Genomic DNA, 18,037 nt, shown 5'->3' with positions numbered 1-18,037 from the left:
CCCGACGCGCCCGTGGGTTCGCGCCGCTCAGGCGGTGTCGTTCCCGGCAGGCGCGTGTTCGTTCATTTCCCGCCGTTCCCCGACCAGCGACTCCAGGTCTCGGCGCAGATCCGGATGCTTCCGGAGGATGTACCGGAAATCCCCGGGGCCCAGCCAAAGCAGCCGGCAGTAATCGAGCGCCGTCACGTCGGCGGTCCGGAGCTTGCCCCCCAGCAACCCCATTTCCCCAAACACGGATCCCGGGCCGAGCCGGATGCGGCGTCCGGCGGCCTGCACCTCGACCTCCCCCGACTGGATGAAGTACACCGCATCGGCGACGTCCCCGGTTCGGATGATGCGTTCGCCCGGCTGCACGGACCGGGGCCTGAAATACAACAGAAGAAGCTCGCGTTGATCCTGGGACAAATCGCGAAACACCGGAAACCGCTCGGCGAGCTCCTCCGGGCTGAGGAAGCGATGAGCCGCCACACGCTCCTCGGCGCGCAGGCGGGCGGCGTCCAGGTCGGCCTCGACCGCGGCCAGCCGGTCCCGTCTCGGATCCGGGGCGCCGACAGGCCGCCCGAGGCATCGGACGGCCAGGTCGGTCGCGGCGAACACCGCCGGATTCAGGGCGATGGAGAACAGGGCTCCTGCCACAAGCAGACTGACACTCTCCGCGGGCAGGAGCCCCAGCCCCACACCCAGGCCGGCCAGGATGAACGAAAACTCGCCCACCTGGGCCAGCGCCGCCGAGACGTTCAACGCCGTGCGCGCCGGAAACCCGAGCGCCAGGACGATCCCCACCGCGATCAACGACTTCCCCATCAGGATCAGCAGGACCACGCCGGCGACGCGCAGCGGTTGCTGGAGGACGATTCCGGGGTCAAACAGCATCCCGACGGACACGAAGAAGAGGACGGCGAAGGCATCCTGCAGCGGCAGCGAGTTCCCCGCGGCCTTGTGGCTCAGGTCGGACTCGCTCAGCACCACGCCCGCAAAAAAGGCGCCCAGGGCGAAGGACACACCGAACAGGTGCGCGGAACCAAAGGCGATGCCCATCGAGATGGCCAGGACGGAGAGGGTGAACAGCTCGCGCGATCCCGTCCGGGCCACTTGGCGGAGCATCCAGGGCAGCGTGCGGGGCCCGAGCAACAACACCAGCGCGGCAAACGCGCCGACCTTCAACAGGGTCAGGGCCAGGGCGCCGACCCAACCGCCGGGCCCGTGGGAGGCCGTCGCGGCGTGCGCGCCGTCCGCCGGCGGGCTTGTGGCCCCAAGAAACGGCGCGACGGCGGGCAGCAGGACCAGCACCAGCACCATGGCGAGGTCCTCAACGATGAGCCATCCCACGGCAATCCGCCCGTCCACGGTCGCCACCGCATTCCGTTCCTCCAGCGCTTTGAGCAGGACCACGGTGCTGGCCACCGAGAGGCACAGGCCCATCACTACGCCGCTGCCCCACGACCACCCCCAGGTGCGCGTCATGACCGCCCCCAACAGGGTGGCGATCAGGATCTGTCCGACGGCCCCGGGAATGGCGATCCGTCGGACCGCCGCCAGGTCGGCAACCGAGAAATGAAGTCCGACGCCAAACATCAACAGGATCACGCCGATCTCCGCCAGCTGTCCTGCGAGTCCTGCATCGGCGACGAACCCCGGAGTGAACGGCCCCACCGCCACACCGGCCAGCAGGTAACCCGCCAGGGGCGGCAACCCCAGCCGGCTGGCCCCGTAGCCAAACAACGCCGCCAGCACAAACCCCACCGCGACCGACGCGATCAGCGTGACATCATGCGGCACGGCCGCCCTCCTCGTCGCTGGTGTCGAGCCGGATCATTCCGGCCAGACTGGGAAACGGACGCCACGCGGGCAAGTCCGCCGCGCCTCAACGTTGCATGGCGGCCGGGGAGCCGGTCATGCGGCCCTCAACCTCCCCCGCGGTGAACTGGGACGTATCACCCCGCGTGGTATGCACCAGCGCGGCATGGGTGAGCGCAAACCGCAGCGTCCGTGGCGGCGGCCAGCCCGAGAGCACCCCGTGAACCAGTCCCGCCGAAAAGGCATCCCCCGTGCCCACCCGGTCCACCACTCCAAGATCCGGCCAACCGGGGTCCTCGAACCACCCCTGCTCCGAGAGCAAAAACCCCGACAGATCGTTGCGGGATGCCGAATGAACCGTCCGGCAGGTGCCGGCAACGATCCTGAGCCCCGGAAAACGCTCACGCACCGCCGCCGCAAGGGTTCCCACCGGCCGGCACTCCCCCGCACCAGCGTCGCCCAGCAGGCATTCCAAACCCTCGGGACTTCCAATCAGCACGTCGGCGATCCCGACCAATTGTCGGTTGAGCACCGCCGCCTCTCCCAGCGTACCGAGCGCGGACCGGTAGTTCAAGTCAAAGCTGACGGTCGCCCCGAACCGCCGGGCGACAACCAGCGCCTCCTCCAATGCCCGGGCGCAGTCCCCGGCCAGCGCCGGAAAGATCCCGCTCGCGTGCATCCACCGGCAGCCGCCCTCAAACAGGGCCGCCCAATCCACCGAGCCCGGACCCATCGCTGCCGCGGCGGAATGCCCCCGATCAAACAGCACCAGCCCGCCGCGGGCCCCGGCTCCGATCTCCGCGAAATTCAGCCCCAGACGTCCGGACCTTCCCACGCCATCATACGGACGAAGCGTCATCCAGCGGGTGTCCAGTCCGGCAGCCCGCGCATGCTGCAGCACCCGGCGCGACAACGGGTGATCCGGCAGCTGCGTCACCAATCCGGCAGACCACCCGAACCGGGCCAACGCATGCACGACGTTGTATTCACCGCCCCCGACATCCACCTCCAGGGTCCGCGCAAACTCCAACCGTTCCGCTCCCGGTGGCGACAACCGGATCATGACCTCGCCCATCGCGACGATTGCCGGGCATCGTCCACCCTCCAGGGTCGCTGCGCTCATAGCCGATTCATTGATGCCTCATACTCGTCGAAACCGCCTTCCCCCGCGGCGCCCCACGGCGGAGCAAATCTTCCTGGTGAGTCGTGCACCGGCAATCATCAGCGAAGGTAGGATCACGGCTTCGCATACGGTGCGGCGGGAGCCTGGGCTGATCCGATCAAGAGGCAGGATTGAGGCCCACGCCCTCAATACCGGTGGGGCAAGGGTCCTCACGTGCGCGTTCAAAGTCTCCACCAGGTCAGCTCGCCGTCTCGCGCACGGCGCGGCAGGAGCCTTGGCCCACCGGATCAAGGAGCAAGACCTCCGATGTCGGTGACGGTCCTCACAAGCCATGTGCGACACCCGCTCGGTGACGCAATTGACGCGCGGCCGCCGTCCGCAGCCGTTCGTCCTTGTTGGCAATCAATTCCCCCACCAGCGCCTCCGTGGGCTGCCCAAAGGCCTCCTGCAACCACAGCACCTCCAGACGGGCCCGCGGGTCGGTCTGCCGGGCCAGCCATCCGGACAACTCGGGAGCCACCGCCGCCCCGCCGCGCTGGCGCAGGACCACGCGCGACTGCTCCTGCTCCCATCCGTTTGCCGAGAGTGTGCGGTCGAGCAGTTCGGGCGTGGACAGCCGGGTCAGGTCCGGCGCGGGTCCGGTGGGCCGGGCACCGGACGCCGCCACCCGCCAGATGCGCCCGTGCTCGTGGTCGCGGCGCGGATCCCGGAAATCCACCTCACCATGTTGAATGATCGGGTTCGACCAGTCGGCGATGTACAGGGCGCCGTCGGGACCAAACCGCAGGTCAATCGGCCGAAATGTCACATTCGTGGACCGGAGCAGATCCGGCATCTCACGGGTCTGGAACGTGGAGCCGACGTCGGTGAGCTGGAACCGCACGATGCGATGAGCTCGGAAATCACACGTCAGCACGTTCCCCTGCCAGTCCGCAGGAAACATCGGGCTGTGCACGATCTCCAGGCTGGCAAACTTGGGGTAGTTGCCCGGACTGATGCTCTCCGCCTCACGCCGCATGTCGGCGTAGGTGAAGTAGGTCGCTCCCTCCATGGCGTGGTAGATCCCCTTGAAGCCGGCGCCGTCGGTGAAAAAGGAGTTGCCGTACTGGTCCCAATGATGCCCCCAGGGATTGCATCCGCCCTTGGTGAAGATTTCCAGGGACCACGTGTCGGGCTGGAACCGCCAGATGCCGGCGCTGTTCAGTCGCCGGACCCCGTGGGGGGTCTCCACATGGGTGTGGGTGTAGATGGACTGGTTCAGATAGAGGTGCCCGTCGAAACCCCAGCGCAGGGTGTGCAGGTTATGGTGGGTGTCCTCGGTGCCAAAGCTGGAGAGGACAATCGTCGTCTCGTCGCCGCGGCCGTCACCATCCCGGTCGGCCACGTGCAGCAACTGGTGGCTCGCCGCGACATAACACCCGCCGCGTCCGTCGGGCACCACACCGGTCGGGATCACCAGGCCCTCGGCAAACACCGTGTGCGTGTCGGCCCTGCCGTCACCGTTGGTGTCCTCCAGCACGATCACCGCGTCCTCCGCGTCCTGACCGGGCTGGATCTGCGGATACAGCCGCGAACTCGCCACCCAGAGGCGGCCCTGCGGATCCCAGTTCATCTGGATCGGCTTGTAGAGCATCGGATTCTCCGCCCAGAGCGACACCTCGAACCCGGGGGCCACCTCGAAGGTGGGCAGCGGCTGTTCCTTGTAGTTCGGGTCGCGATGATCCCTGCCGGCCGCGCCGGCCGTGGCCGTCCGGACTTCGGCAACGACCGCGGCATCCTGCCGCCCGGGATGCCGCAACGCGGCGATCCGGGCGTCCCAGGCCTCGATGAGCGGATCGAACTTCGGGATCTCGACCGCGTTCTGCCCCTGCTCGTGTTTGCGGAATCCAAACAGGTAGGTCCAGTTCGCCGGACGCCACCGGTGAAAGAACAGCTCGTTCTTCTTGCGGATGGCCGCGTTCAGGACCTGCACCCCCGCAGCCGCGTCGCCGTCATCCGCCGCCGGCAGCACCGTGCCCCCCAGCGCGACCACGAGGGGGCCCGACAGGAGTGCATACCCGGCCGGTTTCGGCACCACGCCGTCCGGACTGGTCGGGTTCCCGGAACGGGGGGCCGCGGCCGGCTTCGAGAAATCATGGAAAGCCAGGAACGCCGCGCCCTGGGCGTCGGCCACCGATTCCAGCGTCCGTTGCACCAAATCAAGCCGCCGCTCCCGTTCGGCAAAGGTCGCCGACAATTCCGCAGGACCGTCGGAAGGACGCACCGCCGGACCCAGCACCACAAAGCGAACTCCGGGGCCGCTGACCTCGCGAATCGCGTCCATCAGCCGCACAAGGTCCCGGCCAAACGGTTCAAGGTCGGGCTGCCCGGAGCCATCGGGTTCCCCGAGAGCCGCGGACATCCCATGGCTCATGACCACCACTGTGGGCTCCACCAGCGCCACCTGTTCCTGCACCCGCTTCAACCAGTCTGCGCCCGATTTGTTCCAGTCGAAGCTGGCCCGGGAACGTCCGAGGGGCGTATCGGCCGCCCAACCGAGATTCCGGAAGGTGATCCGCCGGTCCGGAAAGGCCATGGTCAACGCCGTCTCCAGAATGCCGTAGTCCACCTCCCGCTCAATGAAGGTGTCCCCCAGGAACAACACCCGGTCGCCATCCCGAAGCGCGACCGCCGGCGCCGCCGTGAGCCGCACCCCCGCGACGGCCAGCACGGCCAACAACATCAGGCATCGCCACCGTCTATTCATCGCAAACCCCGGAGGAGTGGTCATCACGAAGGCAGTAGAGCGGGGACGGCTCCGAACGGCAAGAATCCGGCCGCTGGTCCCCCGGGGCTATTCCCGCCATCCATGATGCTCGCGCACCTGGATCATCGCAGCCAGAATGTTATTCCAGGTCTCCTGCTTCATGAGCATCTCGTTCGGGAACATGCAGCCGTCCCAGCAGATGTGGCGGGTCTTGCGGGTCACCTTGCCCCGGGCGTCGCGCAGCCAGTAGCCGGCATCGCGCACCACGTTCAGCTTGCCCTGCACATCGTTGACCGGGCAGTGCTTCCCGGTTTTCTCGTGGTCTCCGGACCCCTTCACCGTCGCGTCGTTCTGGGCGACATGGAAGTCGAACGTCCACGGGCGGAGGGCGTCGGTCATCTTCGTCATCGCCGCATGGAAGGCGCCCGGCTCCCAATGGAAGTTCGCGGGAACGATCCGGTGCTCGGGCGCATTATACCCCAGCGTGTACAGGAGCGTGTGGGCCATGTCGGCCTGGAAACCGACGACCCGCGGCATCGCCGTTTCCTCAAGGGTTCGGAGCATGTATTTCCAGGAATGCATGCCACCCCAGCAGATCTCCCCTTCGGCGGCGAGGCGTTCCCCGTGGTCCTTCGCCACCTTGCCGCCTTCCCGAAACGTCTGGGCGATCCGTTTGGTGTTGCCCTTCGGGTCCTGGCCCCACGCGGTGACCGGTGCCGCGGAATCAATCCGCACGACGCCATACGGACGCACCCCCAGCTCGCGAAGGCGTTGCGCAATGTGGCAGGCCTTGCGCACCGCCGTCACCCAGTTCGATCGCTGCGTCTCGTCCCCCATCGCCGAGCCGTCGAACCACACTGGCGCCACCACCGACCCCACGACGAAGCCCTTCTTGCGGATCTTGTCGGCGAGGCGCCGGATGCCGGCGTCGTCGAGGTCAATATCCACATGCGGGTTGTACAAGAACAGGTCCACTCCGTCGAAGCGCACCCCGCCCACCTCGGCCTTTGCGGTGAGATCCAGCATCGTGTCGAGGTCAATCGCCGGTTCGGCTCCGGGACTCCCCTTCCCCACCAGGCCCGGCCACATGGCGTTGTGGAGCCTCGGAAAGTTGTTCGCAGTGGCCGGGTTGGCGGCGGCGGTGGTGGCGCTCTTGCGGGCTTTGGCGGCGGACGTTGTGCTCATGTGCTGGAGGGAACCCCAATTGCCGGAAAACCGCCCTCAAGGGCAAGCCGCATTTCCGGAAACCGCCGGCGGACGCCTCTGGACGAGGACGCGAAAGCGCCGGCCCAGATGCTCGGGATGGGTGAGGGTTTGAAACTGCCGCACCCGGCCCCGATCCCATTCCGGGAACCCGGTGCCCGCCACCGGAAGCGTCCGGCCCAGGAGCGCCGTCAACCACGCCCGCTGGGTGCCGCGCCACTCTGTGGACAACCCCGCCGCCTCGCCGGCGCGCGCGACCGCCGCAACGTCCACATCCGCCGTTAGATCCTGCCCACCGGGATCCGCCAGCACGTCCCCCAGCACGCGATGTTGCGCATACGCACGCAGCGATCCCGACGAAGCCCCGGGCCGCACCGGCACTTCCTCGTCGAATCCGTAGTCGAAGGTCATCAACACCCCGTGGCGAAGGGACCCGGCCGCCTCCTGCCACCACGCCGCGGCCGACGGCGACACGTCCAGCACCTGCCCGTCGGGAAGAACCTCCCGCAGGGAAGCCGGCAGGCCATCCAGACGCCGCCGATCCGCGGCCCCTGCCGTTTCGAGCGCATCCGGCAGCGGCCGCCAGACAAACCGTCCGGCCGCCCAGCCCACCCCCGATTCCTCCCAACGGCCGGGCGGACGGCGCCACACCAAGCGATGGACCGGGAAGGCATCGAGCAGTTCATTGGAGTAGAAAACGCCGCGAATCCCACCTCCGGTCCGGGCGGTCAACTCCGCGGGTCGGGACACCCAGTCCGCCCGGGAGACCCATTTGCCGAGGGTTCCGGCCTGCCGGGCGCGACGCGTGGCCGATGGCTCGACAAGCCACAGGCGCAGCCGGGAGGCCAGGTCCGGACGCCACCGTTCAAACCACTGCAGGACATCTGCCGCAAGCCGGCCGTCATGGGCGCCCGCCTCCACCAGGTCCAGCGGCCCATTCCGCTCCCCAACCTTGTCCCCGTTCGCAGCCAGGAGCTGGTCGAACCAGCACGAGCATTGATACGCGAGCAACTCTCCAAACAGCGGCCCGACGCTCACACTCGTGTAAAAATCGCCGGAACGTCCCGGGGAAGTCCGCCGCTCATAGTATCCCAGTTCCGGGGCATACAGCGCCACTTCCATGAACCGGGCAAATGGCAGAACACCGCCCGCCGTGGCGATCTCCTCCACGAGGCGATCTCGAAGCGCCCCCCGATCCTTCGATATTCGCTGCGCGTCCAGGACGCGAGCATCAAGAACCGCCGATCCCGCTCAAGTCGGAAGCGCCCTTTTCATCGCGGCACCGGGTGCATCCCAGGTGCTTGGTGGAGTCCCCGGCGGGCCGTAACGAAACAATGGCAGGGCGACTTTGACCGGGATTTCCGCTCCCATAGCCCGTGGTGACGCGTCTGGACCAGGCATTGGTGGAGCGTGGCCTGTGCGAGAGCCGGGGCCGCGCCCAGCGGTCCGTCATGGCCGGACAGGTGCGCGTCAACGGGCGGCGCGCCGGAAAGCCCGGGGACCGGGTCCGGGACTCCGACGTCTTGGAGGTCGTCACCGGCGAACGTTACGTGAGCCGGGGCGGACACAAGCTGGAACACGCGCTCCGCGAGTTCGCACTGGACCCGACGGGGCTTCATGCGCTGGACGTCGGAGCCAGCACGGGGGGATTCACCGACTGCCTGTTGCAGCATGGAGCGGACCGTGTCGTCGCCGTGGATGTCGGCCAGGGACAGCTCGCCTGGAAGCTGCGGCAGGACCCGCGGGTCGTGGTTCTGGAACGGGTCAATGCGCGCCACCTGACCGTGGACCATCTGCCGCCGAACCTCCGGGAATTTGATCTCGCCGTGATGGACTGCTCGTTCATATCGCTGCGACACGTCCTGCCCCCGGTCGCCCGGCTGTTGCGTCCCGCCGGAAGCGTGGTCGCCCTGGTAAAACCCCAGTTCGAGGCCGGGAGGGACGAGGCCGACCGGGGAGCTGGCGTGATCACAGATCCCGCAGTTCACGCCCGCGTGCTCGCCGAACTCGAAAGCTTCGTCGCCCGCGAACTCCCAAACCTCCGGTGGGACGCCGTCACCCCTTCCCCTCTCCTGGGCCCTGCCGGCAACCGCGAGTTCCTGGCCCTGCTGACGGCGCACCTCAGCCACCCCGAGGACTCCGGACACCCGGGCCGGGTCGCTGCATGACCTGCGTGGCGTTCGGCGTCACGGCACATTGGGTTCGTCAACCAGAACTGAAGCGCCCCATTTGCGTCATGGTCGTAGCAGGCGTCCCTCTCTGGATCCGGCGACAAGAGATGATTCGCCGCGAGAAAGCTCGGAAGTGATGCCTGAGCAATCGGTCGAGCCGAACGGTCGCCGCGATGTTCCGGGCGAGGTTGGGCGCCAGTCCGGGAGCGCCTCGTGCGATTCACCCTCCCTGTCACCGGCGGTCCCCCACCTCTACCGCTTTGAAATCGGCATTCTTGGCTCTACGGATCGTCGTCCCCCCCTCCAGATGTTTCCCATTCGTCACGCGGCAACCCACGGTTTGAAATGGTCCGCGGTCAAGAATGAGAGGTGATCCATTTTGGCAGCTCGTCCTCAGCGGGCATCGCATGCCTGCTCGTCAGCATCACTTTGGGAGCCGACGCCCCCCGAGGCCTGATCGAACGCCCCTCGTTCCCAGCCTTCCTCTCCGGGCGTATGCCGGAGTCGGCGCCAACCCTCTCCGGCAATTGGACAGCGGTGCCGGCGTTTCCCAACCTGACCTTCCTGAATCCGATGGGACTGTTGCCGGTGCCGGGAACGTCCAATCTGGCGGTGTACGAGCGGGAGGGACGCATCTACCAGTTCCCCAACGATTCCCAAACGGCATCCAAAACCCTGGTGCTCGACATTTCCCGACAATGCCAGGGATGGGATGATTCCGGGCTGATGGGCATTGCCTACCACCCCGGTTTCGAAACCAACCGATTTCTGTTCGTCTACTACACCTGGGTGGCTCCCGGAACCGTCCGGGGCAGCGCCACCGCACGCCCGCCCACCGCGACGCCCAACCGCGACCGCCTGGAGCGCTACACGCTCGACGCCTCGGGTGTGGCCATTCCTGGAAGCGTCCAGATCCTGATGGATCAGCGCGCCGAAACCGTGTGGCACAACGGAGGCGGCATGTTCTTCCATCCGCAGGATGGCTTCCTCTATTTGACCAACGGCGATGATGCCATCGGGGCCAACGCCCAGCGCATCAACCGCAGCCTCCATTCCGGGGTGCTCCGGATTGACGTGGACCAGCGTGGCGGGGACATCAGCCATCCCATCCCGAGGCAGCCCCAGCCTTCGGGAAGCGTGACCTCCCACTACTTCATTCCGAACGACAACCCGTTCGTCGGGCTTCCCGGCGTGCTGGAGGAGTTCTTCGCCGTCGGCCTCCGGAGTCCGCACCGGATGACCCTGGATCCGCCCACCGGACGCATCTTCATCGGTGACGTCGGCGGCAGTTCCAGGGAGGAGCTCAACATCATCGAGCCCACCGACCCGTTCGGATTGAACTTTCAGTGGGATCGCATCGAGGGACTCGGCGGCGATCTCAATCCGCCCTTTATCGGCGTCAACCACCGTCCCGCCCTGGACTATCCCCGCAGTGACGGCGCGGCCATCATCGGCGGCTACGTGTATCGCGGACAGGAATTCGCAGCAGAGCTGGGCGGCCGATATGTATTCGGCGACAACATTGCGAACGTGATCTGGGTGCTCGACGAAACCACCAGCCCGGTTCGCAAGGTGCTTCTCTGCTCGATGCCGCGCGGTCCCGGGCCAAACGCGGGCAACGACTACGTGGGACTGTCGGGATTCGGCCACGATCATGAGAACGAAATTTACATGTGCCAGTTGAGCAGTACCGCTGGACGCATCTTCAAGCTGCGTCGGGGCGGACCGGCCCCCCGCCAACTGCCGAACCTCCTCTCGGCCACCGGCGCCTTCACGGATCTGGCCACGCTCACACCGTCCCCCGGATTGGTGCACTATGAACCGGCGTCCCCACTCTGGTCGGACGGTGCCAGCAAGGAGCGCTGGATGGGCATTCCCGACGGCACACGGATCGGCTTCGCGCCCCACGGCGAATGGACCTTTCCGGCCGGCGCCGTCTGGGTGAAGCACTTCGACCTGCCCGTCCACGAAACCAATCCGGCGATTCGACGCCGGCTGGAAACGCGCCTCCTCGTCCGTGACACCAATGGGCATGTGTACGGGGCCAGCTACCGGTGGCGTCCCGACCAGTCCGACGCCGAGATCGTGCATGGCGGTCTCACCGAGGAGATCCCCATCACCGGTGCCCAGCAGATGGGCGACCTGACCAGCCAGGACATCGGGGGACCGGTGGCTGGATCCACGATGCGCCCTGGCGATGTCTGGGAACTCACGGCGGGAGGCGCCGACATTTGGGGTGCCACCGACCAGTTCCGATTCGCCCATCAGACGCGCGAGGGGGACTTCGATGTCCGTGTCCGGATCCACTCGGTCACTCCCACCGATTTGCACACCAAGGCCGGCTTGATGGTGCGCGACTCACTGAATCCGAACGCGCGGCACCTGATGGCCCTGGTCTTCCCGAGCAACGCCTCAAGGAACAACAACGACGGCGGGTATGAGTTTCAGTTTCGCGACACGCCGGGTGGACAGGCCGCGGCAATCTACCCTCCACGGCCCAATCCGCGGGTGCGTTACCCGGACTCCTGGCTGCGCCTGAAGCGGGCCGGCAACGTATGGACCGCCTACAGCAGCGACGATGGGCGGGATTGGCGTCCCATCGCCACCAAGACCCTGACGCTTCCGGATACGGTCTACTTCGGCCTCGCCCTGACCGCCCACACCACGTCCGGCGCACGGGCGACGGCACGCTTCGATTTCCGGGAGCGTTACACCCAGCCCTGGTTCTTTCCGGGGCGTGACGACTGCCTGCGTTGCCACACTGTGGCCTCCGGCGGCGTGCTCGGGGTGTCCACGCGCCAGAGCAATCGGGAGCACCTCTTTCTGGAATCCGGGGTTCGGGACAACCAGCTTCGCGCCTGGAATCATGCCGGCTACTTCGATCCGGCCCTGACGGAATCGTCCATTCCCGGCATGCCCGCCCTGGTGCCCCTCACGGATGACGGGTCGCCACTGGAGCGGCGCGTCCGATCGTATCTCGATTCGAACTGCTCGCATTGCCACCGCCCCGGCGGGCCCGCCGGCCAGTCCCAATGGGACGCGCGGATTGAAACCCCGCTCGGCGCGTCGGGAATCCTCGGCGGCCCGGTGGTGGACACCCTCGGGGTGAGCGGCTCCCGGGTCGTGCTCCCCCGGGACCTCGCCCGGTCCGTGATGCACCGCCGCTTGGCCACGGCGACCGAGACGTACCGGATGCCCCCGCTCGCGAAGAATCTTGTGGATCGCGAGGCCGTCGAGACGCTCGCCGCGTGGATCACCGGATTGACCGGCCTGCCCGAGGTCACGCTCGCATTCCCCGAGCACGGCGGCATCTTTCCCTCCGGCTCCAGGATCATCCTCACCGCGCACGCGCGCACCACCAACGGTTCCATCGCGCGGGTCGAGTTTTATGACGGGGATGCCAGGCTCGGCGAAGTGAGTTCGCCGCCCTATCAGCTGAGCTGGCGGCCCGCCAGCGGCGGGAATCACGAGATCCGGGCCCTCGCAACGGATTCCGCGGGCATCTCCGCCAGCACGCCCTCCACGACCGTCTCCGTGCTGGACAACTCCTCCGGCGGGCTCCTTGGGGAATACTTCAACACCATGAATCTGACCGGCCCAAGCCTCGTGCGGCTGGATCCCCAGGTGGATTTCGACTGGGGCGATGGATCGCCCATGGCCGGGATTGACCCGGACACCTTTTCAGTGCGCTGGAGCGGCTTCCTGACGCCGGCATACTCGGAACTCCATACGTTCATTGCCACTGTGGACGACGGGTTCCGGCTGCGCGTCGGCGGTCGGCTCGTCATCAACCAGTGGATGGACCAGCCGCCCACGACGCACCGGGGCACGATCGCCCTGACGGCGGGCCAGCCCGTGGCCATCCGGATGGAGTACTACGAAAACGGCGGCGGCGCCGTGGCCCGGGTCCGATGGTCAAGCCGCAGCCAGCCGGAGGAGCCGCTTTCCGCCAGGGCGCTGCGACCGCCCCTGCCTCCATCCGCGCCACCGACGGTCATCCTGCGGTCGCCGGTCGCGGGACAGATGCTCGCCCAGGACGCGCCCGTCACTCTTGTCGCGGAGGCCTTGGACGCCAATGGCGACCTCGATGCGGTCGAATTCCATGTCAACGACCTGAAGCTGGGCGAGACGACCGACACGCCCTTCCAGTTGGAATGGATACCCCGTCAACCGGGTCTCCATCGCATCCGGGTGCGCGTCCGCGACCATTCGGGCCAGACGGCGGAAACCCTTGTCGAGATCCAGGTCATCGCGCCGCCAGAGGTTTGGCTGGAGATCGCGGCCGTCGAAGGCACACCGGCGGGATTCCTGATTCGTGCCGCCGTTCCGGATGGTCTGCGGGTGCGGCTGGATGCCGGCGAACGGCCCGGCGATTGGCAATCGGTCGAGGAGCGGACCGCTTCCGGAGGCCGTGTCGAGTTTCTCCGTTCCGCCGACCGGAACCTGATGTTCTTTCGCCTCGTCACCGGCGCCGGCGCCTCGGAGCCGTAGCCGCGGCCCAAAGGCGTCGTGCTTGGCTGTCCGGGGTCATCGGCTCGCCCCGTGTCAACGATTCGGGAACCGGCCGGGAAAATGTACCGTCGAAGACGGGCTTGCACTCGCGCCCATTGGAACAGTTCCTTCGGGCGCGAACCCGACGCAAATGCCATCCTTCCACGCCAGAAATGAAACTCCTCCTCACCCTGCTTTTCGCGACGGAGATCCTGCTGGCCGACACCGCTGCGACGCAGACCCCGATCTACTACACACGCTACACGGACTCGCCTGCGGGGCCGGTCGCGCAGCTCTTCCGACTCGGCGTCGGGACCGACACCCAGATCCCCGTCGGTCTTCCGGAGCAGGCCCTTCCAGCAATCTCCAAAAGCGGGCGCTTCGCGGCCGTCACCTCGGGCGACCCGAATCGCCCGAACAAGATCAGCCAGAACGTCTACATCATAGACCTCGCGGACAATAGCCCCCGACTGCTCGTCGAAAAAAGCGATGCCACCGACCCGATTACCGGTAGTTCGACGACGACACTCCCTCTCTTCAAGGCGTTCTCCCCCGACGGCAGCCTGCTCGCCGTTTCTTCGGTTCGACAGACGATCGCCAATCCCCAAGGCCTCAGCACCAGCCCCCTCTTGGAGATTCACCGCGTCACCGATGGCTTCCCGGTCGCGCTGACCGTCATCGGCCAGATCCGCACGGGTGACTACACGGAGATGGCCGGTCTTGACTGGTCCGGACAGGGCAACGTCCTCGTCACACCGCTGCGTCGGGACTCCCCGACGGGTCCCGGGCAGGTCACCGCCATCCACCTCGTGAGTCCGATCGAGGACGCCATTGGCCGGAATGCCTTCACCCAGATTTCCTTTCCACAGTCCACTTCCGGGTTCAATCAGGGCGTGTTCTTCACGCTTTGGGAGAATGACCTCCTGCCGGCCTTCGCGCCCAACGGCACCGAAGTCGCCTACTTCCGGGCACCGCAGGGCCTTGCCGGCACGGTCCCGCCGCAGCGGTTTTTCCAGCAGCCCGTGCTGTTGGTGCGCAATCTCAACTCCCACCAGACCCGCACCGTCCGGAATTTCCCCCAAGGCCTGTACCCAACCGGACTTTCCTGGTCGCCGGATGGCACACGGCTGATCGTCGGGATTGCCCCGCTGTTGTTCTCCGACGGCCAACCGATTCCCCAAGGCAACCTCCTCCAGAGCAACCTTGTCATCGTCAACGCCGCCGATGGCACCTCCGAGGGCGTGGGGATTCCCGCATCCGCCGCCTTTCCCGCATGGCCGCCCGTGGACGGTTCTTCCAGCGGCAGCCTGCCCGCAGTCACCCTTTCCCCCGGCACCAATGGGAACCTGATCCTCCAGACCCACGGCGCCGTCCCCTCCGCAAACTTCACGCTGAAATCCTCGGGCAACCTCTCCACTTGGGGAAACCCGCAGACGTTCACCGGGGCCGAGCTCAACAACGGCTTCACGGTCACCCCCGGCCAGATCCGGGAGTTTTTCCGCATTGAGGCTTCCACGAATTGAACCGCAGCCCTCAGAAGCCAAAAACAGTCACGGATGCAATGCCGACCCTTCACCCGGGGAGGGAGCATTGATTCCCGGGCCCCGGGGATCGAAAAGGGGCGCTTGGCAATCGGATCCTAGTCCATGCCAATTCCGGGTCGGGTTCGGAGCACCCGACTTGCTGCGGACATGCGCTTGCAATTCCGCCAGGAGCTCCGCATCGTCAAAGGCCTTTGCAGAATTCAAGCCTCGCCCTGTCCGCGACGCCCTTCCTTCCATGAGCGAACCCCTCGACCTCTCCCTCGACCTCGAAAAGGCCTTTCTGCCGGCATGGGCCCAGCAGCCCGCCACCGACACCTCAAAATATGCCAAGTACGAGGGCCATGACGACGCCGGTCGGGGACGACGACGCGACGGCGATCGCGGCTTTGATCGGGGGCCCCGACGAGACGGTCCCGGGCGCCGTCCCGGTCCCGGTTCCGGTCCTGGTTCCTTCGGGCAGCGCGGTCCGCGTTCAGGTCCGGGCCCCGGGGGTCCACGGGACGCCGGGGGTGCGCCGGGACTGCGATGGGATCCGACACAGGGCCCGGGTCGCGGCGGTCGGGGACCGCGACGCGACGACCGGCGGGAGGCCCCGCCGGAACCGCTGGTGCCGGTGGACGTGGACCTGCGGCCCGATCCAGCCGGGGTCACATCGCTCGCGCGCCAGATCAAGTTGAGCGGACGCGCCTATCCGCTTGCGGAGGTGGCGGGATTGGTGGTTCAGAAGCCGGACCGCTACGAAGTGACCTTCCGGGTGCAGCGTTCCAACGAGGGCAAACCCATCCAGGCCCTGTATGTCTGCTCGCTCGACGACAGCCTCTGGCTGAGCGAAGCCGATGCGCACCGGCACGCGCTCCAAGCGCACTTCGACACCTTCTACCAGACGAACAAGCAGCCCTGCGACCCCCCAAAGGGTGTCTGGACCCTGGTGGCGGTGTTTGACGACCAGGTGCTGGGACCTCCGAATTACCACGGGTATCAGGACAAGTTGCGGAAGTTGCATTCGCAACGGGCCCCGCGAATGCCCTTCGAGGCCTTCAAGAGCCGCGTACGCATCGTCAAGGACGAGGCGGCTGTAAAGCAGTGGCTGGAGGATCAGAGCCACCGGTTGGAATTCACCGCGTTGAACGTGCCCGAACCGAAGACACTGCTCTCCATGGCCGAAGTGGAGGCGCACTTCTTGGAGACCCACGCCGCCGCGCTGGTGAAGGAGGTCACCTCGTGGGTGCTTCGACGGGAACCCAACGCACCGCGCCTTCCCGAACCGCTCCTCCGCGTGCTCAGAGTCACCCTCGACCGCGAGCGCCGCTTTCCCATCCGGACCATGACCGCCCTGAGCGGGGCGTTTGCCCAGGCCGGACTCCAGTTCTTCAAGCGGGACCGGACGGTGGTGCACGTCGCCGTCGCCCGGCCGCATTATCTGGACCTGGAGACAACCGCGGTCCAGCCGGGGATCCGCCGGATCATCGAATTCATCAACGAGCATCCGAAGTGCACCCGCAAGCATCTGGTGGAGGCCCTCGTCCCGGTGGCACCCGTGACCCCGGCCGTTTCTCCGATCCCGGACGAAGGAACCGCCCCGGCGGCAGCTCCGGCAGATGTCCCCGTTGCCGAAGGGATTGCGACCGTTGTACCGGAGACACCGCCGTCGCCGGCCTCCCCCGAAGCAACGACGACCCGCGATGCCGCTGCGTCCAACGCCGAGGAAAACATTCCGGCCCCGGTGGCCGCAGATCCCGCGCTCCAAACCGTCCTGGGCGACCTGCACTGGCTGATTCACCAGGGCCACGTGATCGAGTTTGCCAATGGTGTGCTTGAGACGGCCCGCAAGCCGATGCCCCGTCCGGAGCCCACCCCGGCCGCTCCGGTGACGCGGCCGGTCCGGACCGAAAAGCGCGAGCGTCCGCCGAAGCGGCTCGGCCGCTACGTCTGGGACAATCAAGGACTCCTGCCCCTGCCGATGGCGCAACCGGCTCTGGTCGGCTGACCGGCCGGCGGCATCAAGTCTCCCCGGCATGCCCCCGCCCTTGTGGAACCCGGCGACGCTGCTTCCGGCTGTCAGTGCCGCGATGCTGCTCGCTGTCGTGGGCTGCCGGCCGTCGCCCCAGGCGACTCCGGACGTCGCTGCGGACGGCCCGATCACCAACTACACCGTTCGCGGGGTGGTCCGCTCCCTGAAACCTGAGGAAAGGACCGTGGTGGTCCGGCACGAGGAAATCCCGGGCTACATGATGGCCATGACCATGCCCCTGGCGGTGCTGGACGTGGCGGAGCTGGATGGCGTCCGCCCCGGCGACGGCATCCGGTTCCGGATGCGGGTCACGGCCAACGACGGTTGGATTGACCAGATCGAGGTGATCAGCAACGCCCCGCCGGACGCCCCCGAAGCCGCCCAGGCCCCGCCCGGATTCCGCGTCCTGCCCAATGTGCCCGAACTCGAACCGGGCGACGCCATTCCCAACTACGCGTTCACCAACCAGTTTGGACAGCGGTTCGATCTGGAGTCGCTGCGCGGACAGGCGGTGGCCGTGACGTTCATCTTCACCCGCTGTCCGTATCCCCTGTTCTGTCCGCGGATGTCGGGCCACTTCGCACAGGTGCAGCGCCTGATGAGCGCCGGTGCCGACGGTCCAGCCAACTGGCGGCTGATCTCGCTTACCTTCGACCCGGAATACGACACACCCGAAACGATGAGGGCTTACGGCGCGCGCTGGAACGCGAACCCTGAGCACTGGATCCTGGCCACCGGGGCGCTGGACCAGATTGAGCCGTTCGCGATCAGCTCCGGGTTGTACTTCGGACGCGACGTGGACGTGGCCAACATGAACCACAACCTGCGCACGTTGGTCATCAATCCCGACGGCCGGCTCCGGGAAACCCTGGTGGGCAATGAATGGACCCCTGCGGAGCTCGCGGCCTCCTTGAAGGCCGCCGCCACTCCGGAGCCCTGACCCACGACGGC

10 protein-coding genes are annotated in these 18,037 nt (G+C 66.9%); 5 read left to right on the top strand and 5 right to left on the bottom strand.

From position 1 onward, the window contains the following. Positions 1 to 27: 27 nt before the first annotated feature. From KF791_00410 to KF791_00390, 5 genes are all read right to left on the bottom strand, one after another. Positions 28 to 1,779: a cation:proton antiporter gene (locus KF791_00410; GenBank protein ID MBX3731033.1), complete on the bottom strand. Its 1,752-nt coding sequence runs from the start codon at positions 1,777 to 1,779 to the stop codon at positions 28 to 30. 85 nt (positions 1,780 to 1,864) lie between these two features. Then, positions 1,865 to 2,920: a sugar kinase gene (locus KF791_00405; protein ID MBX3731032.1), complete on the bottom strand. Its 1,056-nt coding sequence runs from the start codon at positions 2,918 to 2,920 to the stop codon at positions 1,865 to 1,867. A gap of 322 nt (positions 2,921 to 3,242) precedes the next feature. Next, on the bottom strand, positions 3,243 to 5,666 hold the full coding sequence (locus KF791_00400; GenBank protein ID MBX3731031.1) for a hypothetical protein: 2,424 nt from the start codon (positions 5,664 to 5,666) through the stop codon (positions 3,243 to 3,245). A gap of 87 nt (positions 5,667 to 5,753) precedes the next feature. Then, a complete protein-coding gene (locus KF791_00395) occupies positions 5,754 to 6,851 on the bottom strand; it encodes a TIM barrel protein (protein ID MBX3731030.1) in 1,098 nt (365 codons plus the stop codon). A gap of 36 nt (positions 6,852 to 6,887) precedes the next feature. Next, positions 6,888 to 8,039, bottom strand: coding sequence for an SAM-dependent methyltransferase (locus KF791_00390; protein MBX3731029.1), 1,152 nt, complete (start codon positions 8,037 to 8,039; stop codon positions 6,888 to 6,890). 206 nt (positions 8,040 to 8,245) lie between these two features. Here KF791_00390 and KF791_00385 point away from each other — a divergent pair, with 206 nt between their 5' ends. The 5 genes from KF791_00385 to KF791_00365 all read left to right on the top strand — a co-directional run bounded on the left by KF791_00385 (position 8,246) and on the right by KF791_00365 (position 18,026). After that, positions 8,246 to 9,037: a TlyA family RNA methyltransferase gene (locus KF791_00385; GenBank protein MBX3731028.1), complete on the top strand. Its 792-nt coding sequence runs from the start codon at positions 8,246 to 8,248 to the stop codon at positions 9,035 to 9,037. A 540-nt stretch (positions 9,038 to 9,577) separates the two neighbouring features. Then, positions 9,578 to 13,531: a PQQ-dependent sugar dehydrogenase gene (locus tag KF791_00380; protein ID MBX3731027.1), complete on the top strand. Its 3,954-nt coding sequence runs from the start codon at positions 9,578 to 9,580 to the stop codon at positions 13,529 to 13,531. Positions 13,532 to 13,704: 173 nt separating this feature from the next. Then, a complete protein-coding gene (locus KF791_00375; protein ID MBX3731026.1) occupies positions 13,705 to 15,054 on the top strand; it encodes a hypothetical protein in 1,350 nt (449 codons plus the stop codon). A gap of 256 nt (positions 15,055 to 15,310) precedes the next feature. Then, on the top strand, positions 15,311 to 17,062 hold the full coding sequence (locus KF791_00370; GenBank protein MBX3731025.1) for a hypothetical protein: 1,752 nt from the start codon (positions 15,311 to 15,313) through the stop codon (positions 17,060 to 17,062). Between the two features lie 28 nt (positions 17,063 to 17,090). Beyond that, a complete protein-coding gene (locus KF791_00365) occupies positions 17,091 to 18,026 on the top strand; it encodes an SCO family protein (GenBank protein ID MBX3731024.1) in 936 nt (311 codons plus the stop codon). Positions 18,027 to 18,037 lie beyond the last annotated feature (11 nt).

Source organism: Verrucomicrobiia bacterium, assembly GCA_019634635.1.
Taxonomy (GTDB): Bacteria; Verrucomicrobiota; Verrucomicrobiia; order Limisphaerales; family UBA9464; genus UBA9464.
Note: the sequence above shows the minus strand (reverse complement) of the source record. Positions and strands in the feature narration are given on the sequence as shown.

What these genes read in the sequence shown, in the direction of transcription:
- KF791_00405 (MBX3731032.1), bottom strand. Translation starts at nt 2,920, where the DNA reads ATGAGCGCAGCGACCCTGGAGGGTGGACGATGCCCGGCAATCGTCGCG.
- KF791_00400 (MBX3731031.1), bottom strand. Translation starts at nt 5,666, where the DNA reads ATGAATAGACGGTGGCGATGCCTGATGTTGTTGGCCGTGCTGGCCGTC.
- KF791_00395 (MBX3731030.1), bottom strand. Translation starts at nt 6,851, where the DNA reads ATGAGCACAACGTCCGCCGCCAAAGCCCGCAAGAGCGCCACCACCGCC.
- KF791_00375 (MBX3731026.1), top strand. Translation starts at nt 13,705, where the DNA reads ATGAAACTCCTCCTCACCCTGCTTTTCGCGACGGAGATCCTGCTGGCC.
- KF791_00370 (MBX3731025.1), top strand. Translation starts at nt 15,311, where the DNA reads ATGAGCGAACCCCTCGACCTCTCCCTCGACCTCGAAAAGGCCTTTCTG.
- KF791_00365 (MBX3731024.1), top strand. Translation starts at nt 17,091, where the DNA reads ATGCCCCCGCCCTTGTGGAACCCGGCGACGCTGCTTCCGGCTGTCAGT.